The following is a 24,461-nucleotide window of genomic DNA, read 5'->3' as shown; positions in this document are numbered from 1 at the left end:
TTCACACACCTTCGAGGGTGCCGTGCGGGCCCGGGCGGGTCGTTTCCTCTTTAGCTGAAGCTGTCGCCGCAGGCACACGACGAACCCGCGTTCGGGTTGTCGATCGTGAAGCCCTGCTTCTCGATGGTGTCGACGAAGTCCACCGTCGCCCCGGCCAGGTACGGCGCCGACATCCGGTCGGTGACGACGTTCACACCGTCGAAGCCGGCGACCACGTCGCCGTCGAGGGTGCGGTCGTCGAAGTAGAGCTGGTAGCGCAGACCCGAGCAGCCACCGGGCTGAACGGCGACGCGCAGCGACAGGTCGTCGCGGCCCTCCTGCTCCAGCAGGGACTTCACCTTGGAGGCCGCCTCGGCCGTCAAGATGATGCCCTGCGCGACAGTCGCCTCCTGCGAGGCCTCCGTCTGCACGGTCATATGCGTACTCCTTCTTCTGGACACCGGCGCCCCGTGGAGCGCGCCTGCACAACAAGGGGGAACCACGCGCCGCCGGAAGCTATTCCGTCCCCATCGTCGCACAGGTCCCGGATCAGTGGTGCTGGACAGAGCGCGGCTGTGCGGCGGCTCATACCCGGTCGGGGCGTTTCTAGTGCCCGGCCTGCCGACAGGCGGCTCGGTAGACGGCGAAGGCGGGCTTGGGCGTGTAGTCGGTATGGAGTAGACCGAAGCCGTAGTAGAGGGATCCGGTGGCGGCGGAATCGGCGTCGCGCAGACAGAAGTGGCTGTAACCGGTGATGCTCAAGCGCTCCCTGAGGCGCAGGACGGTCGCCAGGACGGTCTCGACCACCTCGGCCTGGCGCTGCTCGGAACGTCCGCCGCCAGTGGACCAGCCGTTCTCGGCGATGCGTATGGGGACGTCGGCGCCGATCAGTCCGAAGTCGAGAACCGCCTGGCCGCCTGGGTCCGCACCCGCCCCCGCGGCACGACGCCGACCGCGGCCGTCCGCGACGGCGTCCTGAGCGCGCTGGCCCAGGGCGACCCGACGCTCGGCCTGAGCAAGGAGGCGGACGCCTTCTGGCACATCGTCGACGAGAGCTCGTCGCTGCGGGCCCGCACCCGCGAGATCGCCGAGCGCTCGGAAGCCGCGCTCGCCGCCGCCCTGGCCGAGGAGGCCGCGCCCGGCGACCCGCTCCCCCGCCTGCTGGCCGGAGCGCTCGCCGGCACATTCCGCGCGGTGGTCGCCGAGATCCGGCGCAAGCTCGCCGCCGGGGAGGAGATCGAGGCGGTGCGCGCCGAGGTGACGGCCGCGGCCGGGCGGATGTTCGCGGCGCTGGACAGGGTGAGCGAAGACCTGTGAACGAAACCCAGTCAACGAAACCCAGTGAACGAAAACCAATGAGGCCGGGCTCACCCTCAAGAGCCCGGCCCCACGCCTGATCCCCCGCTTGTCCCCCGCCCTACGGCAGCGCGAGCATCTGCTCCAGCGCCACGCGCGCGTAGTGCGCCGTGTCCGCGTCCACCTCGATCACGTTCGGCACCCGGCCGTCGGCCAGCGCCTCCAGCGCCCACACCAGGTGCGGGAGGTCGATGCGGTTCATCGTCGAGCAGTAGCAGATGCTCTTGTCCAGGAACACGATCTGCTTGTCCGGGTGCTCGGTCGCGAGGCGCTTCACCAGGTTCAGCTCCGTGCCGATGGCCCAGGCGCTGCCGGGCTCGGCCTCGTTCAGCAGGGTGATGATGCGCTCCGTGCTGCCCACGTAGTCGGCCTTCTCGACCACTTCGTGGCGGCACTCGGGGTGCACCAGGACGTTCACGCCGGGGACGCGCTCGCGCACGTCGTCCACGCACTCCGGGGTGAAGCGGCCGTGGACCGAGCAGTGGCCGCGCCACAGGATCATCTTCGCGCCGCGGAGTTGGTCGTCCGTCAGGCCGCCGTCGGGGCGGTGCGGGTTGTAGACCACGCAGTCGTCCAGGGAGAAGCCCATGTCGCGCACCGCCGTGTTGCGCCCCAAGTGCTGGTCCGGCAGGAACAGGACCTGCTCGCCCTTGGCGAAGGCCCACTCCAGGGCCCGCTGGGCGTTCGAGGAGGTGCAGATCGTGCCGCCGTGGCGGCCGGTGAAGGCCTTGATGTCGGCGGAGGAGTTCATGTAGGAGACCGGTACAACGTTCTCCGCGCTGTATCCATCAGCGGCTCCGCCGCGGGCAAGGTCCTGCAGGCGCTCCCAGCAGCGCTCGACCTGCTCGGCGGTGGCCATGTCGGCCATCGAGCAGCCGGCGGCCAGGTCGGGCAGGATCACCTGCTGGTCGGCGCTGGTGAGGATGTCCGCCGATTCGGCCATGAAGTGCACGCCGCAGAAGACGATGTACTCCGCCTCGGGGCGGGCCGCGGCCTGCTGGGCCAGCTTGAAGGAGTCGCCGGTGACGTCGGCGAACCGGATGACCTCGTCGCGCTGGTAGTGGTGCCCCAGGATGAACAGCCGGTCGCCCAGCTTGGCCTTCGCCGCCTCGGCGCGGGCCACCAGGTCGGGGTCGGAGGCCGGGGGCAGATCGCCCGGGCACTCCACGCCGCGCTCGCTGCGCGGGTCGGCGGAGCGGCCCAGCAGGAGCAGGCTGACCGGCGTCGGAGTCGGCTCCTGGAAGGCCGGAGCCGGTGCCTCGGTGGACGCTGTGGACATCCCGTCACCCCTTTTCGTCTATCTGACGTTAAAGGATCATACCCTAGTGTCAGTGTGACGAGAAGCGAGGACCGCGCGCCGTGGCGGACGTCACAGCTCCGGCTGGGGGAAAGCGATTACCATCCGGTGCGTGCACATCGTCATCGCCATGGACAAGTTCGCCGGAACGCTCACCGCCCCGGAGGCCGTGCAGGCCGTCGCCGCCGGCTGGCTCCGGACCTCGCCGGAGGACACCGTGACGGCCGTCCCGATGTCGGACGGCGGCCCCGGCTTCCTGGACGCCCTCGCCGACGCCTTCGAGGGCCGGCGGCGCTTCGGGGAGCGGCTGGCCACGGTCACCGGGCCGTTGGGGACCGAGGTCACCGGGCGCTACCTGATCGAGCTGAGCGGCGGCCCGGCCGGCGACACCGAGGTCGCGGGACACCCGACCGCGTACATCGAGGTCGCCGAGGCCTGCGGACTGCACCTGGTCCCGGCCGAGGAGCGCGACGCCAAGGCCGCCGGCACCTACGGCGTCGGCGAGCTCATCGCCGCGGCCGTGGAGGACGGCGCGAAGCGCCTGGTCATCGGGCTCGGCGGGACCTGCAGCACGGACGGCGGCGCAGGGCTTCTGGCGGCCCTGGGCGCCGAGCCGGCCGAGGTGCTGCGCGCCGGGGGCGCGGCCCTGAAGAGCCTGCACACGCTGGACCTGACCGAGCCCCGGCGCCGGCTGGAGGGCGTCGAGATCGTCATCGCCAGCGACGTCGACAACCCGCTGCTGGGCCTGCGCGGCGCCGCGGCCGTCTTCGGCCCGCAGAAGGGCGCGACCGACGACGACGTCCAGCGCCTGGACGCCGCCCTCACGCACTTCGCCGAGCTCGCCGGCGCCATCGGCCAGGAACCCGGCGCGATCCGCCGCACCCTGGACGCCCCCGGCGCCGGCGCGGGCGGAGGCCTGGGCTACGGCCTGATGCTCCTGGGCGGCCGCCGCGTCGCCGGCATCGGCACCGTCATCACCGAGACCGGCCTGGCCGACCTGATCGCGCACGCGGACCTGGTCATCACCGGCGAGGGCCGCTTCGACCACAGCTCCCTGGGCGGCAAGGTCCCCACCGGCGTCGCCGAGGCCGCCCTGAAGTCCGGCCGGCCGTGCCTGGTCCTGGCCGGCGTGGTGGAAGTGGGCAAGCGAGAACTGGCCGCCGCCGGATTCGCGGCCGCGTACGAGGTCGCCGAGCAGGCCGGCTCCGCGCAGGAGGCGATGGCCCATGCCGAGTTCCACCTGACGGCCCTGGCGGAGCGGGTGGCGAAGAGCTGGTCGCACAGCTAGCAGGCTGCTCGCGGATCGCGGATCGCGGATCGCGGATCGCGGATCGCGGGTGGCGGGTGGCGGATCGCGGGTGACCGGCGATGATGACCCGGGGAACCGGCGGCGCCCGCCCCGCGTCGAAAAGCCATGAGACTCGCGGTTGTGGCGGCACTCGGAGCTGCGGCGATCGCCGCGGTCGGCGGAGCCGGCCTGGGATGGCGCCTGGCCCCCGGCTCCACCGACATCCCGACCCGACTGGTCCTGGCCACGGTGCCGACCGGACCGCCGGTCTACGTCCTGCCCGCGTGCGCGATCGCCCCGCAACCGGCCTTCCGGCCGCTGCCGCCCACGCCGGCCGACTCCGGGACGCCGCCCGCGCAGCAGACCGCGGGCCGCGTCCCGCCGGGCTTCGCCCCGGTCCGTGCGGTGCGCTGCACGGACAGCTGGGACACCGGTGCCTTCACCGTGACGAGTTCCCAGACCTCGACCGCGGCCGATCTCCAAGCGGTGCTCGCCGCCCTCAAGCCCCCGCTCATCCCCGAGCCCGCCGGCCCGGTCTTGGCGTGTCCGGCCATCGGCGTCGTGCCGCCGGCGATCGCGCTGGTCGACGCGCAGGGCACCGCTGTGCGCGTCGATCTGCCGCGCGACCTGTGCGGGCTCTACGCCGACGCGTCGCTGCGGACACTGGACACAGCGCACTGGACCGTCACCGCGACGACGAAGGCCCCGCTGCCTTCGTAGCAGCGGGGCCTGACGTCGAACGAAGCTACTTGACCGTGATCCACCCGGCGTAGAACACGCCCAGCCCCAGTCCGACGAACAGTCCGCAGATGATCCAGAACCGCACCACCACCGTCACCTCGGCCCAGCCGACGAGCTCGAAGTGGTGGTGCAGCGGGGCCATCTTGAAGACCCGTTTGCCGCCGCTGATCTTGAAGTAGCCGACCTGGATCACCACCGACAGGGTGATGATCACGAACAGCCCGCCGAGCAGCGCCAGCAGCAGCTCGGTCTGCGAGCAGATCGCCAGGCCCGCCAGGGCGCCGCCGAGGGCCAGGGAGCCGGTGTCGCCCATGTAGATCTTGGCCGGCGAGGTGTTCCACCACAGGAAGCCGAAACAGGCCCCCATGATGGCCGCGGCCACGATCGCCAGGTCGAGCGGATCTCGGACCGGATAGCAGCCCTGCACACCGGTGCCGAGCGTCGCGCAGGACTCGCCGTGCTGCCACACGCCGATCAGCACGTAGGAGGCGAACACCATCACGCACGAGCCGGTGGCCAGGCCGTCCAGTCCGTCGGTCAGGTTCACGCCGTTGGACGTGCCGGCGATGAGCAGCCCGGCCCAGATCACGAACAGCACCGCGCCCAGGTCGACCGCCGAGATGTTCCGCACGAACGACAGGTGCGTGTTGCCCGGGGTGTAGCCCAGCGCGTTGGGGAAGTGGATGGCCATCACCGCGAAGGCGATCGCCACGATCCACTGCCCGACCATCTTCGCCTTGGCCCGCAGGCCCAGCGAGCGCTGCCGGAACACCTTCAGGAAGTCGTCGGTGAAGCCCACCACGCCCATGCCGGCCATCAGGAACAGCACCAGCAGCCCGGAGGCGGTCGGCACCTTCATCGTGGCCAGCTTGGTGAAGCCGTAGCCGAGCAGGGTGGCCAGCACGATCACCACGCCGCCCATGGTCGGCGTGCCGCGCTTGGCCTGGTGCGTGGTCGGGCCGTCCTCACGGATGGGCTGGCCGAAGCCGTAGCGCGCCAGGGTCTTGATCGCCATCGGCGTGCCGATCAGCGAGAAGAACAGCGCGATCCCCGCCGCGTACAGCACCCCGCGCATCTGCAGGCCGCCTTCCGAACCGGCGTGCGGCACGATCGCGCCCACCCCGGTCTGGACCGCCGCGAAGTTGCTCACCGGACGCCACCTCCCGCACCGCGCGCCTGCGGCGCGTCGCCGTCCCCGGCACCATGTCTGAAGTCCCCGTGGTCCCCGCTGTCCACGTCGGAGTCCCCGTCCCCCGCACCCGCACGTTCCAGCAGCGCCTCGGCCACCCACTCCAGGCCGACGTAGCGCGAGGCCTTCACCAGCACCACGTCGCCGGGCCTGGCGCCGGCGCGCACGAAGGCCAGCGCGGCCTCGCCGTCCGGCACGGCCACCGACTCCCCGTCGTAGGACCCTTCCATCGAGGCCCCGCTGTGGATCGCGGCGGCGGTCGCGCCGACCGCGACGGTCTGGCTGATGTTCAGCCGCACCGCCAGCCGCCCGACGGCGTCATGCTCCACCGCGGCGTTGTCCCCGAGTTCGCCCATCGTGCCCAGCACCGCCCAGGAGCGCGCGCCGGGACGCGCGCGGGCCATGGTGGCCAGCGTCTTCAGCGCCGCGCGCATCGACTCCGGGTTGGCGTTGTAGGCGTCGTTGACGATGGTCACGCCGTCGGCGGACTCCCCGATCGCCATCCGCCACTTGCTGTCCGGCTCGGCGGCCGAGAGCACCTCGGCCACCTTCTCGCCGGCCAGGCCCAGCTCCAGGCCGGTCGCCGCGGCGGCCAGCGCGTTGGACACCTGGTGCTCGCCGACCAGGCGCAGCGCGACGGGGAACCGGTGCGGTCCCTCGGCGTCGCGGTAGAGCAGCGTGAAGCCCGCCCGGCCGTCCGCGCCGATGTGCACGTCCTCGGCCCGCACGTCGGCGTCCGGCGCCTCGCCGAACAGCACCACGCGGCCCTTGGTGCGCGCGGCCATGGCCCGCACCCGGACGTCGTCGGCGTTGAGGATGGCCACGCCGTCCCGGTCGGGGTTGCAGTTCCCGGCCTCCGGCACGGCGGCGGCCAGCTCGCCCTTGGCCTCGGCGATGGCCTCGACGCTGCCGAACTCGCCGAGGTGCGCGCTGCCGACGTTCAGCACGACGCCGATGCGCGGCGGCGCGATGGTCGCCAGGTGCTTGATGTGCCCGATGCCGCGCGCGCCCATCTCGGCGACCAGGTACCGGGTGTCCTGGTCGGTGCGCAGCACGGTGATGGGGAATCCGAGCTCGTTGTTGAAGCTCCCCTTCGGCGCCACCGTCGGGCCCAGTTCGCGGGCCAGCCGGCCGATCAGGTCCTTGGTGGTGGTCTTGCCGGCCGAGCCGGTCAGGCCCACGACCGTGGTCCGGGGCAGCCCGGCCAGGTGCGCGGTGGCCAGCGCGGACAGCGCGCGCAGCAGGTCCCCGTCCTGGACGGTGACGGTCGGGACGCTCCCCCTGCCGGTCCACGGCTTGCGGTAGGCCTCGTCGGGGGCGGCCAGAACGGCGACGGCCCCCTTGTCGACGGCGGCCTGGACGAAGGCGTGGCCGTCGGCGGCCTCGCCGGGGAACGCCACGAACAGCGCTCCGGGCGCGGCGTCCCGCGAGTCGAACACCACGGGCCCGGTGACGTCGAGCTCCGCGAGCTCCTCCTGGGCGGTACCGGGGGGACCGCTCAGGGTCCCGCCCACGGTGTCCGCGATCCAGCCGAGATTATGGGGGCTCACTGCTCGCTGCGGTCCTTTCCGGCCGCTTCCAAAGCGGCGCGCAGCACCACCCGGTCGTCGAACGGCTTCTTCACTCCTGCGATCTCCTGCCCCTGCTCATGTCCCTTGCCGGCGACGATCAGCACGTCGCCGGGGCCGCTGGCGGCGACCGCGTACGCGATCGCCTCGGCCCGGTCGGCGACCACGCGGTAATTCTGCTCGGCACCGGCCAGTTCGGCGTCGGCGCCGGCGGTGACGGCCGCGAGAATGTCCGCTGAACTTTCCGTACGCGGGTTGTCATCGGTGAATACGGCCTCGTCGGCGAGCCGCACCGCGGCGGCGCCCATCAGCGGCCGTTTGGTCTTGTCGCGGTCCCCGCCGCAGCCCACCACCACGCGCAGCCGGCCGTGGCCGCGCTCGGCCACCGGCCGCAGCGCGCGAAGCGCCGTCAGCACCGCGTCGGGGGTGTGGGCGTAGTCGACGACCGCGAGGAACTCCTGGCCGGGGACCTGGACCCGCTCCATGCGGCCCGGAACGCCGTGCACGTCGGCGACGCCGGCGACGGCGGTCTCCAGGTCGATCCCGGTGACGGCCAGCAGCACGATCGCGGCCAGCGCGTTGGCGACGTTGAAGTCGCCGGGCAGCCCGGCGGAGGCCTTGTGCCGGCGGCCGTCCGGGCCGACGACGGTGAACGTCGAGGCGTCGGCGCCGAGCACGATGTCCTCGGCGGTCCAGTCCGCGGCGGCGCCCTTGATGGAGAAGGTGTGCACCTCGACGCCGTTGGCCCGGCACCGCTCGACGATCCGGCGGCCGTGCTCGTCGTCCACGTCGACGACGGCCCGCTCGGTGTACTCCGGGGTGAACAGCTTGGCCTTGGCCTCGAAGTAGTCCTCGAAGTCGGCGTGGAAGTCCAGGTGGTCCTGCGTCAGGTTCAGGAACGCGGCCGCCTTGAACCGGATCCCGGCGGTGCGGCCGTAGGCCAGCGCGTGGCTGGAGACCTCCATCGCGACCGCGTCGACGTCCTTCTCCACGGCCGTGGCCAGGATCGCCTGCAGGTCCGGGGCTTCCGGCGTGGTGCGCACGGAGGGCACCACCTCGTCGCCGATGAGGATCTGCACGGTCCCGATCACGCCGGTCTTCAGGCCGGCGCGGCGCAGGCCGCCGTCGATCAGGTAGCTGGTCGTGGTCTTGCCGTTGGTGCCGGTGACGCCGTACATCGCCAGCCGCGCCGCCGGTTCGCCGTAGACGAACGCCGACAGCCGGCCGGCCAGGCCGCGCACGTCCTCGGCCACCAGGACCGGGGCCGCGAGGCCGTCGAGCATCATCGCGCCCGCGGCGTCGGTCACGACCGCGACCGCTCCGGCGGCCACGGCGCCGGGGGCGAACTCGGCCCCGTGCCGCGCCGCGCCCGGCCAGGCGACGTACAGGTCGCCGGGCCGGATGCCCTGCGAATCGTGCGAGAGCCCGGTGACCGCCGTGTCCAGGGCCTCCGTGGTCGCGGCCGCTGTCGCGGCCACGGCAGCGCCGACGTACTCCGCACAGGCGCGGACGCTGTGCTGCGGAAGGTGGTGCGGGCGCGGTGTGGAGGTCATGGGATCCCGATACGTCCTCGGATCGGCGGAGACGGTCAGATGGGGCACGTGCGGAAGGCTACCGGTTCGCAGAGCGCGGTCGTGCGTTCAGCTCCTCGCTGAATATTCGCGTCCGCCGCGCTCGCGGACCAAACCCGCTGGTGAAACGTGACGGACGCGGCAGGGGCCGCCTTGAATGTCAATGACTTCATGGACAGCTCCTGGTGACCGGTCAGTCACCGGTGCCGTATGTGGTCGGCAGATCGGCCGGCGGCGTGTCCGTCGGCGCGACCCCGCGGCTCTGCAACGCGAACCCCATGACCTGCGTGAACACCGGCGCGGCGATCTCGGCGCCGAAGTGCGCGCCGACCGGGGCCTGCAACGACACGGCGACGACGATCTGCGGCTTGTCGGTCGGGGCGAAGCCGATGAACGACGCGGTGTAGCCGTTGTAGCCGCCGGTCTTCTGGTCGTAACGGTTCGCGGTGCCGGTCTTGCCGGCGACCCGGTAGCCCGGGATCTTGGCCGTGGTACCGGTGCCGCGCTGGGAGGTGGTGACCGCCTCCAGCATGTCGGCCACCTTGCCGGCGGTCGCGGCGCTGACCACCTGCGTCTGCTGCGGCGCCGGAGCCGGCGTGTACTTGCCGGAGGAGTCGGTGTAGCCCTGGATCAGGGACGGCGCGATGCGCACGCCGCCGTTGGCGATGGTCTGGTAGACCGAGGCGTCCTGGACGGCGGTGGCGGCCAGGCCCTGGCCGTAGAGCACCGTGTAGCGCTCGGAGTCGCTCCACTTGTTCGGCGGGTCCAGGATGCCCGCGCTCTCGCCGGGGAAGCCGATGCCGGTCTTCTGCCCGAAGCCGTACAGCCGCTGGTATTTGGCGATGGTCTGGTCGCGGTCCACGCCGTGCGGCTGGAACAGGTCGGCGACCTCGATGGTGCCGACGTTGGAGGACGCGGCCAGGACTCCGGTCATGGTCAGGCTCCACGGGCCGTGGTCCACGTCGTCGTGGTAGAAGACGCCGTTGAACAGCTTCGGCGAGGAGAACTGCGGCAGCTGCGTGTCCGGCTCGGCCACGCCGGTCTCGATGGCCGCGGACATGGTGATGACCTTGGCCACCGACCCGGGCTCGAAGGGGTCGGTGAACGCGCGGTTGCCCAGGTTGGGCGTGTCGGCCTTGCTGATGTGGCGCGGGTCGAAGGTCGGGTAGTTCGACAGGGCAAGGATCTGGCCGGTCTTCACGTCCTGCACCACGACCGTCCCCGACAGCGAGCCGGTCTTCTTCACCTCCTGGGACAGCGCCTGGTCGGCAGCCCACTGGATGTCCGGGTCGATGGTGGTCTTCACGCTCTGCCCGTCCACCGCCGGCTTCAGATTCACCCCGGTGGTGGGGATCTCCACCCCGGAGGCCGCCTGATACGACTCCTGGCCGTCCTTGCCGGCCAGCCGGTCGTTCAGCATCTGCTCGATCCCGCCCTTGCCGACACCGTCGGCGTCGGTGAAGCCGATGACGTTCGCCGCCAGCGTGCCCCCGGGATAGGTACGACGGTCGTCGCGGGAGTTGGTGTAGACCCCGACGATGCTGGCCGGGTCGCTGGTGTTGGACACCGCCAGCGCCCGGATCTTGGCACACGTGACCGGCGAGGCCTTGTGCGCCAGCACGACGTACCGGGTATTCGGCTTGGTCAGCCCGGCCTGCAGATCCGTGACGCTGGGCGCGCCGCCCTGCGCGTACTCGGGCGCGGCCGACAACAGCCCGGCCAGCTTGGCGGCGAGCTCGTCGACGTCCTCGTGGTAGCGAGCGACCAGCGTCGGATCGGCGGTGACGTCATAGGCCTCGACGGACTCGGCCAGCGGCGTCCCGTCGGCGGCCAGTATCGCGCCCCGCGAGGCGTGCAGCACGGCGGTGGCCTCGCGCCCGGTCGAGGCGGCCTGCGCATACCCGCCGGCATCGACGGCCTGGAGCTGGAACAGCCGCCCGGCGAACAGGGAGAAGGCGAACAGCAGCCCGAACATGGTGACCCGCAGCCGCCGCCGCGGAGAGCCCATGCGCAGGGTCGGGGTGCGCGGGCCCGGCGGCCGCGGACGCGCCGGCGCCGGGCTCGCACCGGCGGTGGGGCGGCGCGGGGGGAGCTGGCGCACGGCGGTTTTGCGGGGGCGGGGGCGGGCTCCGGCGGCGGGGTCGGAACCGTCGCGCTCGGTGCTTTGGTGGGGTGGCCGGGCCGGTCGGCGCGGTTTACGGCCTTCAGGGCCGTCGGCGGGCCGGCGCGGACGGCCGGGGTGGGGCTCGTCGGGGCGGTCTCGGTCACTCATGCTTGCTCCCCGTCGCTGCTCGGGAGGGGTTGCTGGTGGAAGTCATCGGCCGGCCCCGGTCGGGGTGGGGATCGGCTTGGGGATCGGTGCCGGAGCGGGCGCCGGGACCACACCAGGCTTGGCGGCTGGGGCACTGGGAGTCGGCGTGCTCGGCGTGCTCGGCGTGCTCGGCGTCGTCGGAGTGGTCGGAGCAGGCGTCGTCGGTAGAACCGCTTCACCGGGAGCCACACCGTTCGCTGTCGGCGCGGCGGGCGAGGGAGTCGGCGTGGGTGCGGGCGTCGGGGAGCCGAGGACCGAGCCGTTCGGCGCCAGGAAGGCCGGATTCGGGTTCGGCACCATGCCCATCTGCGAAGCCTGGGATGCCAGGGCTCCGGGATCGTCCAAGCCGTTCAGCGACTGCTGGATCTGCTCCGACTGCTGCTCAAGCTTGGTCGCCGTGGCTTTCTGCTGCTTTATCGTGAACGCGCCCTTGTTCAGCTCGGTGTTCAGCAACAGCAGCGCCAGCAGCCCGACCACGCCGAGTACCAGCAGCACCGCCACGAACGGCAGCAGCGACGGAGTCCCCTTGCGCCCGGCCAGGACCACAAGCCGCGGCGAGACGGTACGGCCAGGGCCTCCGGGCCCGCTGGAACTGCCAGAACCGCCAGGTCCGCCGGGTCCGCCAGAACCACCGCTCGCCCGATCAGCCCGATCAGCCGCATCAGGCCGGTCCTCCCGATCCGCCCGGTCCTCCCGCCCGCCGCCGTCCCCGCCGCCCGAAGACCCCGTCCCCATCGCTACCCCTCCCTCACGCGCTCGGCGCCCCGCAGCTTCGCCGAGGCGGCCCGCGGGTTCTCCGCGATCTCGGCCTCGGTCGGCGGCTCGGCGCCCCGCGTCAGCAGCCTGAACTTCGGCTGGTACTGCTCCGGCACCACCGGCAGTCCGGGCGGGGCCGCCGATTCCGAGGCCTTCGCGAACGCCCGCTTGACCAGCCGGTCCTCCAGCGAGTGGTACGACAGGACCGCGATGCGGCCGCCGAGGCCGGTGGCCGCCACCGCCGCCGGCAGTGCCCGCTCCAGGACCGGCAGTTCGTCGTTCACCGCGATGCGCAGGGCCTGGAATGTGCGCTTGGCCGGGTGCCCTCCGGTGCGCCGGGTGGCCGCCGGGATGGCGTCCCGCACCAGATCGGACAGACGCGCCGTGGTGGTGAACGGTTCCCGTTCGCGCTCTGCCACGATCTTGTCCGCGATGCGCCGGGCGAAGCGTTCCTCGCCGTAGTCGCGCAGGATGCGGGCGATGTCGGCGGCCGGATAGGTGTTCACGATCTCCGCCGCCGTGATGCCGCGCGAGGAGTCCATGCGCATGTCCAGCGGCGCGTCGTAGCTGTAGGCGAACCCGCGCTCGCGCATGTCCAGCTGGAGCGAGGAGACTCCGAGGTCGAACAGCGTCCCCGCCAGTTCCGCGACGCCGAGCCGCTCCAGCACCTCGGGGATCTCGTCGTACACCGCGTGCACCAGCGTCGCGCGCTCGCCGAAGGGTGCCAGGCGCCGGCCGGAGGCCTCCAGGGCCTGCGGGTCGCGGTCCAGGCCGATCAGGCGCACGCCGGGGAAGCGCTGGAGGAACGCCTCGCTGTGCCCGCCCAGCCCCAAAGTGGCGTCGAGCACGACCGCTCCGGGGCGCTCAAGGGCCGGGCCGAGGATCTCGACACAGCGTTCGAGCATGACCGGGATGTGCGTCGCGCTTGTCATCGGTGGTGGTTCCGCCTTCGAAGTCTGCCTTTGGTTCGGGCCCACGGTACCGAGCGGACCGCAGAACCGGAGCACGCCGCGCGCCTTCTGGTCCCCGCCCGTTCAAGGCCGGGTGCCGCCGGGCTGGCACCGGGGAAGGTGTGCCAGCCGGGCGGTCCGGTCGAGCGGGAGGAGGCCACAGGGCACGCGGCGTGCGCCGTGCTCCGACGGCCACCGGAACGTTTCCGGGTGCCGCGCGGGTTCAGATGCGGGTTCAGATCCGGGCTCGGATGGGGTTCAGATCTGGTCCGGGGCCGCCTCCGATCCGGACGCGGAGAACGCGGACTCGGCCCCGGCCAGGTAATCGGCCCACGCCGCGGCGTCCCAGACCTCCAGCCGGGTGTCGGCGCCGATCACCACGCATTCCCGGGACAGCCCCGCGTAGGCGCGCAGCGGGGGCGGGATGACGATCCGCCCCTGCGCGTCGGGCTGGCAGTCGTAGGCGCTGGCGAAGAACACCCGGTGGTAGTCCCGGGACGAGCGGCCTATCGCCGCGTCCGGGGCGCCGGGCCGGGAGGCGCTGCGCATCTGCGCGGTCAGTTCGGCGAAGCCCTCGGCGGTCCACACCGCCAGGCAGCGCTCCTGCCCCTTGGTCACCACCAGGCCCGCGGCCAGTTCCTCGCGGAAGCGCGCGGGCAGGATCAGCCGGCCCTTGTCGTCCAGGGAGGGCGTGTAGGTCCCGAGGAACACGCGCGCCTCCTCCCGGCCAGTCGGCGTCCAGGTCGGTACCGATTAAGAACAGCCGGGTCCGTAAAAAATCTGCGCATTGCGCGGTAGTCCGAAATCGGCCCCGGTCCCGCTCCACTTCCCCCCACTGTACTCCACCAAACGTCGCGGGCAACCGTCGAACATTGGATCAGGGCAGGTCACAGTGGCCCCGGACCCCGGATGGGTGATTGCCCCGAACGGGCTCTGCAACGCGAACCGTCCAGAAGGCGTCTTGCTTCTAACGGGCGCGTGACGGGGGTGGTCCAGACCACTGGGCCAAAGATTTGGCGGCATCTATTGCCCTAGGCGCCCCGCAGTGAGCGAAGATCTGAGGAGTACATGTTTTCGCTGGGCGCGCCGTGCGATCAGCGGGAAGAGTGGACGCCCCACACGTGGCGGAGCACGTGGCGGGGGCCTGGCGACCGAGCCCGGGCGGATCGGACCGGATCCGGCACGGGGCGGGACCGGGCGGGGCGGCCGCGCGGAACACCGCGCGGCTGATCGGACATGGTGGGAGGATCCTGTGACGGTCGGCAACAGCGAGCTGGGATACACCGGGGGCGGCGGCCTGGACGCCGTCGCGGCTCCCGCGGCGCCCCCGACGGGCCCGGCCGGCGGGGCCGGCCTGGAGCGCGTGGCCGCCGTGACCGCCCGGATCCGCAGCGCCGTCGAGACGGTCATCGAGGGCAAGCCCGAGGTGGTGAAGCTGGCCGTCACGGTGCTGCTGGCCGAGGGCCACCTGCTGCTGGAGGACGTGCCCGGGGTCGGCAAGACCATGCTGGCCAAGGCGCTGGCCAAGACCGTCGACTGCACGGTGCGGCGCATCCAGTTCACCCCGGACCTGCTGCCCTCGGACATCACCGGGGTCTCGATCTTCGACCAGCAGCGCAAGGAGTTCGAGTTCAAGCCCGGCGCCATCTTCGCCAACTTCGTGGTGGGCGACGAGATCAACCGCGCCTCCCCCAAGACCCAGTCGGCGCTGCTGGAGTCCATGGAGGAGCGGCAGGTGACCGTGGACGGCACCACGTTCCATCTGGAGTCGCCGTTCATGGTGGTGGCCACCCAGAACCCGATCGAGATGGAGGGCACCTACCCGCTGCCCGAGGCGCAGCGCGACCGGTTCATGGCCCGCATCTCGGTGGGCTACCCGGCGCCGGCCGCCGAGCTGCGGATGCTGGACACCCACGGCCAGGTCTCGCCGCTGGACCAGCTGCGGCCGGTCACCGACGCGCACGAGGTGGCCGCGCTGATCGAGGCGGTCCGGCACATCCACGTCTCCGACGAGGTCCGGCGCTACGCCGTGGACCTGGTCAACGCCTCGCGCACCTCCCCCGAGCTGCGGCTGGGCGCCTCGCCCCGGGCCACCTTGCAGCTGGTCCGGGCCGCGCGCGCGGCGGCGGCGATGGAGGGCCGGGACTTCGTGCTGCCCGACGACATCCAGCACCTGGCGGTCTCGGTCCTGGCGCACCGGCTGCTGCCGACCGCCGAGACCCAGATCAGCCGCCGCACCACCGAGCAGGTGGTGGCCGGCCTGGTGGCGGCGGTGCCGGTGCCCTCGCTGGGCGGCGGCGCGCACCACGCCCGACGCTGAGCCCTGCCGGCCGTTCACAGAAACAGAAAAGGGCAACCATGTCCGCCCAACAGAATCAGAACACGGAGAACACCGAGGGCCGCGGCGGGCGGCTGGCGGGCCTGACCACCCGCGGCCGGTCCTTCCTGGCCGCCGGGCTGGCCGCGATGGCCTGCGGCATGCTGTTCGACTACAAGGTGCTGCTGCGGGTCGGCGCGATGCTGGCGATGCTGCCGCTGATCGCGATCATGGTGCTGGCCCGGACCCGCTACCGGGTCTCGTGCCGCCGTGCGCTGGAGCCGGCCCGGGTCGGGGTCGGGCAGGAGGCGCGCGTGCACCTGCGGCTGGAGAACGTCTCCCGGCTGCCCTCGGGCACGCTGCTGGTCGAGGACCGGGTGCCGTACGTGCTGGGCTCCCGGCCGCGCTTCGTGCTGAACAAGGTCGAACCCAACGGCCGGCGCCGGGTGGTCTACCGCGTGCGCTCCGACGTGCGCGGCCGCTACCTGCTGGGGCCGCTGGCGCTGCGGCTGGCCGACCCGTTCGGGCTGGTGGAGCTGTCGCGCTCGTTCTCGGCGCAGCACGCGCTGACCGTGACCCCGCAGGTCCACGCACTGCCGAACGCCCCGGTCGGGCAGGCCTGGAGCGGACGTGGCGAGGGCCACGCGACCTCGGTGGCCGCGGCCGGCGAGGACGACATCGGCACCCGCGAGTACCGCCACGGCGACGACCTGCGCCGCGTGCACTGGCGCTCCACGGCCCGCACCGGCGAGCTGATGGTGCGCCGCGAGGAGCAGGTGTGGCAGAGCCGGGCCACGATCCTGCTGGACACCCGCGCGATCGCGCACCGCGGCGACGGCCCGGCCTCCTCCTTCGAGTGGGCGGTCTCCTCCGCGGCCTCAATCGCCATCCACATGGCCCGGCACGGCTACGCGGTGCGGCTGCTGACCGAGACCGGCCAGGCGGTGACCGCGGCGGCGCACGACTCCTCGGCGGCGGTCGGCCTGGACTTCGAGGGCATGCTGCTGGACGCGCTGGCCGTGGTGGAGATGAGCAACGCCGCGACGCTGTCCGGCGCGAACGCGATGCTGCGCCAGGGCGGCGGGGACAGCCTGGTGATCGCCGTGCTCGGCGACCTGTCCGGGGACGACGCCTCGGAGCTGGCCCGGGTCCGGCACTCCACGACCTCCGGCGTGGCCTTCGCCATGGACACCGCGTCCTGGCTCGGCGGCAAGCCGATGGCGCAGGCGCAGGCCCGGTTCGTCGGCTCGGCGCAGGTGCTGCGGGTCGGGGGCTGGCGCGTGGTGGAGGTGGAGCCGGGCGACCGGCTGCCGGAGCTGTGGGAGCTGGCGGCGCGGCGCGGGAACGGCGGCACCGGCACCGGCAGCACGGCCGCCTCCCGGGCGGCCGGAGCCGCGGGAGCGGCCGGGACGGCCGGGATGGCCGGGACCGAACTGGGGGCGGCGCGATGACCGACGGGGACGACGGGGGTATGGACCGATGACCGGCAGACTGCGCATAGGCATAGCCGCGGCCGTCGCGCTGCTGCTCACCTCCTCGGGGCTGCTGCGGCTGCTGGCCCCCGGCTCGTGGGTCTGGCCGATCGTGCTGGCCGTGATCGTGGCCACCGCCTCCGGCGAGCTGTTCCGGCGGCTGATCCGGCCCCGGCCGCTGGTCGTGCTGGCCCAGGCCGCGGTGGTGTTCTGGTACGACATGGTGCTGCTGGCGCACGGCACCGCCTTCTTCGGCGTCCTGCCGACCTGGTCGGTGTTCAGCAAGCTCGGGAACCTGTACTCCACCGGCGCCCACGACATCCGCGACACCTTCGTCGGCGGCCCGGCCACCGCGGGCATCGCCGCGATCCTGGTGCTCTCGCTGAGCGCGCTGGCGGTGCTGGTGGACGCGCTGGCCGCGACGTACGCCGCGGCCCCGCTGGCCGGCCTGCCGCTGCTGGCGCTGTACCTGGTCCCGGCCACCCGCAGCGGTGGCGGCTACGACTGGCTGGCGTTCGCGCTGGCCGCGGCCGGCTACACCGCGCTGCTGTCGGCCGAGGGCCGCGACCGGCTGGGCCGCTGGGGCCGCCCGCTGGTGCACGCCGGACGGCAGCGGACCGGCCCCGACGGCAAGCCGGTGGCCGCGCCCAAGGCCCGGGTGGACACCGGGCCGATCGCCGCCACCGGCCACCAGATCACGATGTACGCGCTGATCGTCGCGGTCCTGGCGCCGGTCCTGCTGCCCACCGTCTCCGGCGGCCTGTTCGGGATCGGGCCGGACGGCGGCACCGGGAACGGCAGCGGCCACAAGGGCAAGGGCTCCTTCAGCCAGGTCCTGGACCTGAAGGCGAACCTGGGCTCGCTGACCGACGACCCGGTGCTCAAGTACACCGGCACGCCCCAGTACATCCGGCTGCAGACGCTGGACCTGTTCGACGGCAAGAGCACCACGCCCTGGACCCCGGATCCGACGGCGCCGCTGAGGCCGATCCAGGACGACGGGACGATCTCCACCACGGTGCCGGGGTTCACCGTGAACCAGACCCAGCCGAAGACGAACCAGCTGGAGATCACGTACCAGACGAACGAGAGCACCAAGCTGCCGGGCAGCAACTTCAGCTCCCTGCCGCTCCCCTATCCGGCCAAGCAGGTCACCGGCCTGACGCCGGGCTTCTCGGCCGACCCGGACTCGCTGGCGGTCCTGGGATCCACCACGGTCTTCCCGGGCATGGACTACAAGGCCACGGTCTTCGACACCTCCTCGCTGCCCCCGGCCGAGCTGGCGACGGCCGCCCCGGCCACCAACGACGACAAGACGTTCTACAGCCTGGGCAAGGACCTGGACGCCGCCAACATCCCGGCCGACGTGAGCGCGCTGGCCAAGCAGATCGCCAAGGGCCTGACCAACCCGGTCGACCAGGCCCAGGCGATCCAGGACTACTTCCAGAACCCCGCCAACGGCTACTCGTACTCGATGAACGTCCCGAAGCAGCAGCAGACCGGCGACACCGCGATGGAGTGGCTGCTGCAGAACAAGCGGGGCTTCTGCCAGTACTACGCCGACACCATGGCGGCCATGGCGCGCTCGCTCGGCATCCCGGCCCGGGTCGCGGTGGGCTTCACGCCGGGCTCGCCTGTCGCCGGCGGCTACCAGGTCAACATGCACGACTACCACTCCTGGCCGGAGCTGTTCTTCCACGGCGTGGGCTGGCTGCGGTTCGAGCCGACGGTGGGCATCGACAACGGCAACCTCAGCGGGGGCCACGGTCGGGTACCGCACTACAGCACCAACGCCTCCGGCAGCGCCACGACCTCGCCGTCGCAGAGCCCGACCACCACGGCGCCCTCCGGCGCCGGGGCCTCCTCGGCGACCAACTGCCCGGTGAACATCCGCAAGGCCGGCGGCTGCGGCCCCAACTCCGACACCGGTGCCGCGCCGGCCGCGCCCGCGTCCAAGTTCAGCTGGCTGGGCTGGTTCGGGGCCGTGCCGCGGTTCCTGCAGTACTGGCTGTTCGGCGGATCCGGCTACGCCATCGCCGTGCGCTTCATCCTGCTGGGCCTGCTGCTCATCGCGTGCGTCCCGATGGCGGTGCGCATCGCGCGGCGCCGGGCCCGCTGGAAGCTGGCCTCCGGCCGGCGCGCCGGGCGGCGCGCGAAGTCCGGTGGCGAGGACACGGACGGACTCGACTGGGAGTCCGCGGACGTGCCCTCCGCACGCCGGCCCGAGCAGGACCCGGAGCGGCTGCGGATCCTGGCGGCCTGGGACGAGGTCCGGGACAGCGCCACCGACCTGGGCTACACCTGGCCGAGCTCGGAGACCCCGCGGCGCAGCGCCGAGCGGATCATCAAACAGGCGCACCTGTCGCGCCCCGCGCAGGACGCCATGGGCCGGGTCACGGTGCTGGCCGAGCGCGCCAACTACGCGCGGACACTGCAGCGTCCGACGGCCTCCGGGGCGGCGCCCGCGCCGAACCTGCTGGAGGACCTCAAGGAGATCCGGGCCGGCCTGGCCGAACCGGTCTCCCGCCGGACCCGGATCCGGGCCACGGTGCTGCCGCCGTCGGCGCTGACCGCGCTGCGGGAGCGCCGGGAGGACTTCACCGGGCGGGTGTACGAGCGGGTGCAGAGCGCCGGTTCGCGGCTGCGCTCCCGGACGCCGGGGGCGGGGCGGGGCGGGCGGTCGCCGCGCTGACGGCGGTCAAGTGACAGGACGGAAGAGCGAAGGCCGGGCCCCCGAATTCGGGGGCCCGGCCTTTGAGCTCTTCGGGCTTTTTTAGAGGTTGCCCTCGTCGCGCCGCCGCTGCCAGCGCTCCTCGAACCGCCGCATCGTCGGCTGGCGGTTCTGGCGTCCGGACTTCCCGGCGACCGCGCGGGCCTTGCGGCGCGCCACCGGCACGATCTCGCCGGGCGCGGGGATCCGCCGCCAGCTGGCGTAGGCCAGCCAGGCGCAGCCCAGCATCACCACGAACCCGCCCACGCTCAGCGCGATCTGGTTGATCACCAGGCCGGCCACCAGCATGCCGATGCCGAGGACGAACCCGATCACGGCCAGCAGGGCGCGACGCCGGAAGAGTGCGCGCAGATCCGCTCCCTGCAGCGCGGAGGCGAACTTGGGGTCCTCCGCGTGCAGCGCGCGCTCCATCTGCTCCAGCAGGCGCTGCTCATGATCAGACAGCGGCACTTGGCCTATCCTCCCAGCATCCACAGCCACACATAGGCGGTGACTGTCTTAAGAATAAGCAGACCCCGGGGTCTACGAAAGCTCCCACCGGAACGGATCGGTGAGACCCCTTCATCGGAACGATGCCCTGGTATGCGCTGTGCTACGCATGGTCGATCCCGACGGAGAGGACTCTGCCGGGTCCGCCCCTCAAACCTGCCCTTGCACCTTCAATGACAAGAACGTTTCGGGGCCCGAAAAGGTTCGCCGGGAACGGCTGGAAGTTCCCTCGTAAGCAGGTGTTAAGAAGCGATCTTCCGGGCCAGCAGGTGCAGGCGGCCGGCCACGGCGCGGAACTCCGGGCGGTCGGCGACGGCGGCCTCCAGCGCCGCGAGGTCGGAGGCGGCCTGCGGGTCGGCGTCGACCAGGGCGCCGGGCATGAGGTCGGTGAACACGCGCACGCCGTGCACCGACTGCACCGTGAGCCCGGCCTGGCTCAGCAGCCGGCCCAGCTGCTCCTCGTCGAAGCGCGCGGCCAGCGGGTCCTGGGCGCCGAAGCGGCCGCTGGGGTCGGCCAGCGCGCGCCGGGCCTCAGCGAAGTGGCCGCCGAGCGCCCGGGCCACCACCGCCGCGGTGCGGTTGGCCGCCAGCAGGCTCACCACGCCGCCGGGGCGCAGCACGTCGGCGACCACGGCCAGGCCCGCCGCCGGGTCGTCGGCCATCTCCAGGACGCCGTGGCACAGGACCAGGTCCACGCTGCCGGCCTCTACGTACTCCAGCAGGCCGGCCAGGTCGCCCTGGACGGCGCGCAGGGCGTCCTTGGGCACGCCGGCCTCGCTGGCGCGGCGCTCCAGGGCGGCCAGCGCGTCAGGACTGGGGTCCACGACGGTGACCCGGTGGCCGAGCTCGGCGATCGGGACGGCGAAGCCGCCGGTGCCGCCGCCGACGTCGAGGACGTCGCGGGAGCCGGAGGCGTCCAGGACGGTGCGCAGGGCCTGCCACAGGACGGCGGTGCGGGCCTGGGCACGGCGGGCCGCGGCGGGGCCGGCGGACCCGCCTGGCCCACCCGGCCCCGCGGCGCCTTCGGCGGGTCCTGAGGCGGCGGAGGTGGCGGTCGCGCTGGCGGCGCTGTCGGCCATGAGGGGTGCACTCCTGCGGGTCGGCTCGGGCTCCGGGCCGGTCCGGGCCCGGAGGCCGGCTCAGCCGCGGAGAGGCTTCAGGGCCAGCGTAGTGGACCGGGCCGGTCACGGACCGGGGTGTCTCGCGGGGCGTCTTCCGGACGTCGTGGCCGGTCGCGGCGTCCGGGTCACCCGAGCGGACGCATGGCGGGGCGCGGCGGGTCGTCCCAGCCGCCACACCTGTCACTGCCAGCAGATGTCAGTGGCCCGGTGCACGATGGAGACGTGCGCAGGCTGCCCTCGATCTTCCACGTCGACCTGGACGCGTTCTACGCGTCGGTCGAGCAGCTGCACAAGCCGAGCCTGCGCGGCAAGCCGGTGGTGGTCGGCGGGATCGGGAACCGGGGCGTGGTCTCGACGGCCTCCTACGAGGCGCGGGCCTTCGGCGTGCACTCGGCGCTGGCGACCGGCATCGCCCGGCGGCGCGCGCCGAACGCGGCGTACCTGATCCCGCGCTTCGGCGCGTACCAGGCGTACAGCGAGCGGGTCATGGCGGTGATGCACGAGCTGTCGCCGCTGGTGGAGCCGCTCAGTCTCGACGAGGCCTTCATCGACATATCACACTTATTCGAACCACTTGACATCGAAAGTACGCACAATGCGACACTCAAAGCACGGCACATCGCCGACACCTTGAGAACCCGCATCAAAGACGAGACCGGCCTGACCGCCTCAGTGGGCGCCGGGACCAGCAAGCTCATCGCCAAGATCGCCTCCGACGCCGAGAAGCCCGACGGTCTGGTCGTCATCGAACCGGGCGCCGAACAGACCTGGCTGGACCCCCTCCCCGTCCGCGCGCTGTGGGGAGTCGGCCCGGCCACCGCCGAACGCCTGCGCAAGATCGGCGCCACCACGGTCGCCGACCTGAGAACCCTGAGCCTGACCGAGCTGACCGCCGTCGTCGGCGCCTCCTACGGGACCACTCTGTACGCGATAGCCCGCGGCCGGGACGACCGCGACGTGAGCACCGACCGCGAGATGAAGTCGGTGAGCGTCGAGGACACCTACGCCGAGGATCTGCTGGACCCCGCCACCATCACCGCCCATATGGACGACCTGGTGACCCGCCTGGGCAGCCGCATCCGCAAGGCGGGCCGCTCGGGCCGCACCATCACCATCAAGGTCCGCGGCCACGACTTCACGACCGTCTCCCGCAGCGAGACCACCGCCAACCCCACCGACGACCCGACCGCGATCCGCGCGGCCACGCACCGCATGCTCCCCGGCGCCGTGGCCGCCGCCACCCAGCTGGTCCCCGGCATCCGCCTGCTCGGCGTGGGCCTGTCGGGGCTGGCCGAGTGGGCCCAGCTCGACCTGTTCACCGCCGCCGAGGACCCCGAGGCCGCCCTGGAGCTGTGGGAGCAGGCCTCGGAGCCGGCGGCGCCGCCGGCGGCCGAGGACACCGACTTCGACATGCCCCGGGGGACGGTCACGACTCCGGCTCCGGCTCCGGCTTCGGCTCCGGACCAACAGCCCGAACCGGATCCGGCCGACATCACGACCCCGGTCACCACCGTCGAGGGCGAGCGCTCGCCGCGCCAGTTCGGCCCGCTGCCGCCCGGCACCCGCGGCGCGGTCGAGGCGGCGGTCAGCGAGCGCCGCTTCCTGCCCGGGCAGGACGTGGCCCACGACGAGTTCGGCAGCGGCTGGGTCCAGGGCAGCGGCCTGGGCCGGGTCACGGTGCGCTTCGAGAGCCCGTGGTCGGGGCGCGGGCGCATCAAGACGGTGCGGGCCGACGACCCGGCGCTGCACCTGGTCGACGCGGCGACGGTCGCGCGCGAGGCGCTGGCGCGGCTCGCCGGGACGCCCGCCGAGGAGTCCGGCGACGAGTCCGACACCGAGCCCGGCATCAAGCCCGACACTGAGACTGAGCTCGACACCGGGTCCGAAACAGGGCCCGACACCGAGCCCGACACCGCCTGAGCCCCGAGCCGACCGTCCGCGGTCCGCGCCCCCGCCGCGGCCCACAAGCTCGTCGCGCACCGCCCCGACCCCGGCGTTAGCATCGGCACCATGACTGATGAGCCCACCAAGACCGAGGTCGTCGACAACGAACTCGAAGATCGCTTCGAGCTCTGGTACGGCGACCGCCTAGCGGGCTTCGCCGCCTACCGGCGCCGCGACGGGGGCACGGTCTTCGTGCACACCGTGATCGAGCCGGAGTTCGAGGGCAAGGGGCTCGGGTCGGTGCTGGCACGGCACGCGCTGGACGCGACCGTGGCGCGCGGGGAGGAGATCGTCCCGGTGTGCCCCTTCATCTCGGCCTACCTTCGCAAGCACCCCGAGTACGACGAGCACGTGAAGTGGCCCGCGTCGTGAGCAACCTCGACGCGAACCCCGCGGAGCAGGACTGCCGGGCCAAGGACGATCCGGGCCCGGTCGCCGATCTCCACGAGGCCCGCGACGTCCCCCTCGGCGGCGTACGCGGCGTGCACGTGATGCGCGCCCTGCCGCAGCGCGTGCTCCCGACGGTCGGCGCGTGGTGCTTCCTGGACCACTTCGGGCCGCACGCCGAGCCGATGAACGTCAACCCGCACCCGCACATCGGCCTGCAGACCGTGACCTGGCCCTTCCAAGGCGAGATCCGGCACCGCGACAGCGTCGGCTCCGACGTGGTCGTGCGGCCGCGCCAGCTGAACATCATGACCGCCGGGCGCGGGATCGCGCATTCAGAGTTCGGATTGGAAACCGGAGCGGCGAGCCACGGTCTCCAGCTCTGGACCGCGTTGCCCGACGAGCACCGGGACACCGCGCCGCACTTCGAGCAGCACCAGGACCTGCCGGTCTACGAGCTGCCGGGCCTGCGCGCGCTGGTCTTCCTCGGCACCCTCGGCGGCGTCACCTCCCCGGCGACCGCCTACTCCCCGATCGTCGGCGCCGACATCACCGTCAACCCCGGCGCGGCCGCGACGATCCCGCTGACCAACTACCACGAGCACGCCGTGATGGTCATCGACGGCGACCTGACAGCCGCCGGAACAGACGTCCCGCCCGGCCCCCTGCTCTACCTCGGCACCGGTCGCAGTGAACTGACCCTCACCAGCCGCGCCGGCGCGCACCTGATCCTGCTGGGCGGCGAACCGTTCCGCGAGGACATCGTCATGTGGTGGAACTTCGTGGGGCGCAGCCACGAGGACATCGAGGAGGCCCGCAACGACTGGGAGAAGCGCACCGTGGAGCGCTTCCCGGACATCGCGGGCCACACCGTCGAAGAGCGCATCCCCGCACCCCCGCTGCCCGGCATCCGCCTCAAGCCGCGCGGACGCGGACCCCGCTAGAGGAAACGCTAAGGGCGCCCGCACAGCAACAACTGTGCGAGCGCCCTTAG

The 24,461-nt window shown here is 72.6% G+C and carries 21 protein-coding genes; 9 read left to right on the top strand and 12 right to left on the bottom strand.

The annotated features are described in order from the left end of the window. Window positions 1-50: 50 nt before the first annotated feature. Together erpA and ABIA35_RS35330 are read right to left on the bottom strand one after the other, a co-directional pair. Complete coding sequence (gene erpA / locus ABIA35_RS35335; protein ID WP_370339833.1) at window positions 51-416, bottom strand: iron-sulfur cluster insertion protein ErpA; 366 nt, start codon at window positions 414-416, stop codon at window positions 51-53. Window positions 417-585: 169 nt separating this feature from the next. Beyond that, window positions 586-741 carry a hypothetical protein gene (locus ABIA35_RS35330; protein WP_370360855.1) on the bottom strand — a complete coding sequence of 52 codons (156 nt, stop codon included), beginning with the start codon at window positions 739-741 and terminating at the stop codon, window positions 586-588. Here ABIA35_RS35330 and ABIA35_RS35325 point away from each other — a divergent pair. Next, complete coding sequence (locus ABIA35_RS35325; RefSeq protein ID WP_370360854.1) at window positions 718-1,296, top strand: TetR family transcriptional regulator; 579 nt, start codon at window positions 718-720, stop codon at window positions 1,294-1,296. The two genes, ABIA35_RS35330 and ABIA35_RS35325, sit on opposite strands and share 24 nt — an antisense overlap. 100 nt (window positions 1,297-1,396) lie before the next feature. Here the strand turns inward: ABIA35_RS35325 and nadA are convergent, their stop codons facing one another. Continuing rightward, complete coding sequence (nadA, locus tag ABIA35_RS35320; protein ID WP_370339830.1) at window positions 1,397-2,614, bottom strand: quinolinate synthase NadA; 1,218 nt, start codon at window positions 2,612-2,614, stop codon at window positions 1,397-1,399. Between the two features lie 130 nt (window positions 2,615-2,744). Between nadA and ABIA35_RS35315 the strand changes: the two genes are divergently transcribed. Together ABIA35_RS35315 and ABIA35_RS35310 are read left to right on the top strand one after the other, a co-directional pair. After that, a complete protein-coding gene (locus tag ABIA35_RS35315) occupies window positions 2,745-3,920 on the top strand; it encodes a glycerate kinase (protein WP_370339829.1) in 1,176 nt (391 codons plus the stop codon). A gap of 141 nt (window positions 3,921-4,061) precedes the next feature. Continuing rightward, window positions 4,062-4,640, top strand: a complete 579-nt coding sequence (locus ABIA35_RS35310; RefSeq protein ID WP_370360853.1) for a hypothetical protein — start codon at window positions 4,062-4,064, stop codon at window positions 4,638-4,640. A gap of 25 nt (window positions 4,641-4,665) precedes the next feature. Here ABIA35_RS35310 and mraY read toward each other — a convergent pair whose 3' ends face one another. The 7 genes from mraY to mraZ all read right to left on the bottom strand — a co-directional run bounded on the left by mraY (window position 4,666) and on the right by mraZ (window position 13,717). After that, a complete protein-coding gene (gene mraY, locus ABIA35_RS35305) occupies window positions 4,666-5,736 on the bottom strand; it encodes a phospho-N-acetylmuramoyl-pentapeptide-transferase (protein WP_370339860.1) in 1,071 nt (356 codons plus the stop codon). 71 nt (window positions 5,737-5,807) lie between these two features. Further along, window positions 5,808-7,400 carry a UDP-N-acetylmuramoyl-tripeptide--D-alanyl-D-alanine ligase gene (murF, locus tag ABIA35_RS35300; RefSeq protein WP_370360852.1) on the bottom strand — a complete coding sequence of 531 codons (1,593 nt, stop codon included), beginning with the start codon at window positions 7,398-7,400 and terminating at the stop codon, window positions 5,808-5,810. Beyond that, complete coding sequence (locus ABIA35_RS35295) at window positions 7,397-9,019, bottom strand: UDP-N-acetylmuramoyl-L-alanyl-D-glutamate--2,6-diaminopimelate ligase (RefSeq protein WP_370360851.1); 1,623 nt, start codon at window positions 9,017-9,019, stop codon at window positions 7,397-7,399. Before ABIA35_RS35295 ends, murF begins: the two co-directional genes overlap by 4 nt. Before the next feature lie 163 nt (window positions 9,020-9,182). After that, entirely contained in the window at window positions 9,183-11,261 is a 2,079-nt protein-coding gene (locus ABIA35_RS35290; RefSeq protein WP_370360850.1) for a peptidoglycan D,D-transpeptidase FtsI family protein, read from the bottom strand. Window positions 11,262-11,303: 42 nt separating this feature from the next. Further along, entirely contained in the window at window positions 11,304-11,846 is a 543-nt protein-coding gene (locus tag ABIA35_RS35285) for a cell division protein FtsL (protein ID WP_370360849.1), read from the bottom strand. Between the two features lie 191 nt (window positions 11,847-12,037). Beyond that, a complete protein-coding gene (rsmH, locus tag ABIA35_RS35280) occupies window positions 12,038-12,988 on the bottom strand; it encodes a 16S rRNA (cytosine(1402)-N(4))-methyltransferase RsmH (protein WP_370339823.1) in 951 nt (316 codons plus the stop codon). Between the two features lie 276 nt (window positions 12,989-13,264). Beyond that, the gene (gene mraZ / locus ABIA35_RS35275; RefSeq protein ID WP_370360848.1) at window positions 13,265-13,717 is read right to left on the bottom strand and encodes a division/cell wall cluster transcriptional repressor MraZ; all 453 of its coding nucleotides are present in this window, start codon (window positions 13,715-13,717) and stop codon (window positions 13,265-13,267) included. A 643-nt stretch (window positions 13,718-14,360) separates the two neighbouring features. Here mraZ and ABIA35_RS35270 point away from each other — a divergent pair. The 3 genes from ABIA35_RS35270 to ABIA35_RS35260 are packed head-to-tail and all read left to right on the top strand — an operon-like array spanning window position 14,361 to window position 19,487. Beyond that, window positions 14,361-15,326 (top strand): AAA family ATPase, encoded by a 966-nt coding sequence (locus ABIA35_RS35270; RefSeq protein ID WP_370339859.1) that lies wholly within the window; start codon window positions 14,361-14,363, stop codon window positions 15,324-15,326. A gap of 38 nt (window positions 15,327-15,364) precedes the next feature. Further along, window positions 15,365-16,774: a DUF58 domain-containing protein gene (locus ABIA35_RS35265; protein WP_370339821.1), complete on the top strand. Its 1,410-nt coding sequence runs from the start codon at window positions 15,365-15,367 to the stop codon at window positions 16,772-16,774. Window positions 16,775-16,802: 28 nt separating this feature from the next. Then, window positions 16,803-19,487 carry a transglutaminaseTgpA domain-containing protein gene (locus ABIA35_RS35260; RefSeq protein WP_370360847.1) on the top strand — a complete coding sequence of 895 codons (2,685 nt, stop codon included), beginning with the start codon at window positions 16,803-16,805 and terminating at the stop codon, window positions 19,485-19,487. Window positions 19,488-19,568: 81 nt separating this feature from the next. On the opposite strand, the gene ABIA35_RS35255 is transcribed toward ABIA35_RS35260, so the two are convergent. Both ABIA35_RS35255 and ABIA35_RS35250 read right to left on the bottom strand, forming a co-directional pair. Next, window positions 19,569-19,976, bottom strand: a complete 408-nt coding sequence (locus ABIA35_RS35255) for a DUF3040 domain-containing protein (RefSeq protein WP_370360846.1) — start codon at window positions 19,974-19,976, stop codon at window positions 19,569-19,571. Between the two features lie 281 nt (window positions 19,977-20,257). Continuing rightward, window positions 20,258-21,094, bottom strand: coding sequence for a methyltransferase (locus ABIA35_RS35250; RefSeq protein ID WP_370339818.1), 837 nt, complete (start codon window positions 21,092-21,094; stop codon window positions 20,258-20,260). 264 nt (window positions 21,095-21,358) lie between these two features. Between ABIA35_RS35250 and ABIA35_RS35245 the strand changes: the two genes are divergently transcribed. From ABIA35_RS35245 to ABIA35_RS35235, 3 genes are all read left to right on the top strand, one after another. Beyond that, the gene (locus tag ABIA35_RS35245) at window positions 21,359-23,056 is read left to right on the top strand and encodes a DNA polymerase IV (protein WP_370360845.1); all 1,698 of its coding nucleotides are present in this window, start codon (window positions 21,359-21,361) and stop codon (window positions 23,054-23,056) included. A gap of 90 nt (window positions 23,057-23,146) precedes the next feature. Beyond that, window positions 23,147-23,452 (top strand): GNAT family N-acetyltransferase, encoded by a 306-nt coding sequence (locus ABIA35_RS35240; protein WP_370360844.1) that lies wholly within the window; start codon window positions 23,147-23,149, stop codon window positions 23,450-23,452. Then, window positions 23,449-24,411: a pirin family protein gene (locus tag ABIA35_RS35235; RefSeq protein WP_370360843.1), complete on the top strand. Its 963-nt coding sequence runs from the start codon at window positions 23,449-23,451 to the stop codon at window positions 24,409-24,411. Before ABIA35_RS35240 ends, ABIA35_RS35235 begins: the two co-directional genes overlap by 4 nt. The last annotated feature ends 50 nt before the right edge of the window (window positions 24,412-24,461 follow it).

This window comes from Catenulispora sp. MAP12-49, assembly GCF_041262705.1.
GTDB lineage: Bacteria > Actinomycetota > Actinomycetes > Streptomycetales > Catenulisporaceae > Catenulispora.
Note: the sequence above shows the minus strand (reverse complement) of the source record. Positions and strands in the feature narration are given on the sequence as shown.

Excerpts from the sequence above, each read along its gene's own strand:
- rsmH (WP_370339823.1), bottom strand. The coding sequence starts at position 12,988 with ATGACAAGCGCGACGCACATCCCGGTCATGCTCGAACGCTGTGTCGAG.
- ABIA35_RS35290 (WP_370360850.1), bottom strand. The coding sequence starts at position 11,261 with ATGAGTGACCGAGACCGCCCCGACGAGCCCCACCCCGGCCGTCCGCGC.
- ABIA35_RS35265 (WP_370339821.1), top strand. The coding sequence starts at position 15,365 with ATGTCCGCCCAACAGAATCAGAACACGGAGAACACCGAGGGCCGCGGC.
- mraY (WP_370339860.1), bottom strand. The coding sequence starts at position 5,736 with ATGCGCGGGGTGCTGTACGCGGCGGGGATCGCGCTGTTCTTCTCGCTG.
- nadA (WP_370339830.1), bottom strand. The coding sequence starts at position 2,614 with ATGTCCACAGCGTCCACCGAGGCACCGGCTCCGGCCTTCCAGGAGCCG.
- ABIA35_RS35260 (WP_370360847.1), top strand. The coding sequence starts at position 16,803 with ATGACCGGCAGACTGCGCATAGGCATAGCCGCGGCCGTCGCGCTGCTG.
- ABIA35_RS35250 (WP_370339818.1), bottom strand. The coding sequence starts at position 21,094 with ATGGCCGACAGCGCCGCCAGCGCGACCGCCACCTCCGCCGCCTCAGGA.
- erpA (WP_370339833.1), bottom strand. The coding sequence starts at position 416 with ATGACCGTGCAGACGGAGGCCTCGCAGGAGGCGACTGTCGCGCAGGGC.
- ABIA35_RS35240 (WP_370360844.1), top strand. The coding sequence starts at position 23,147 with ATGACTGATGAGCCCACCAAGACCGAGGTCGTCGACAACGAACTCGAA.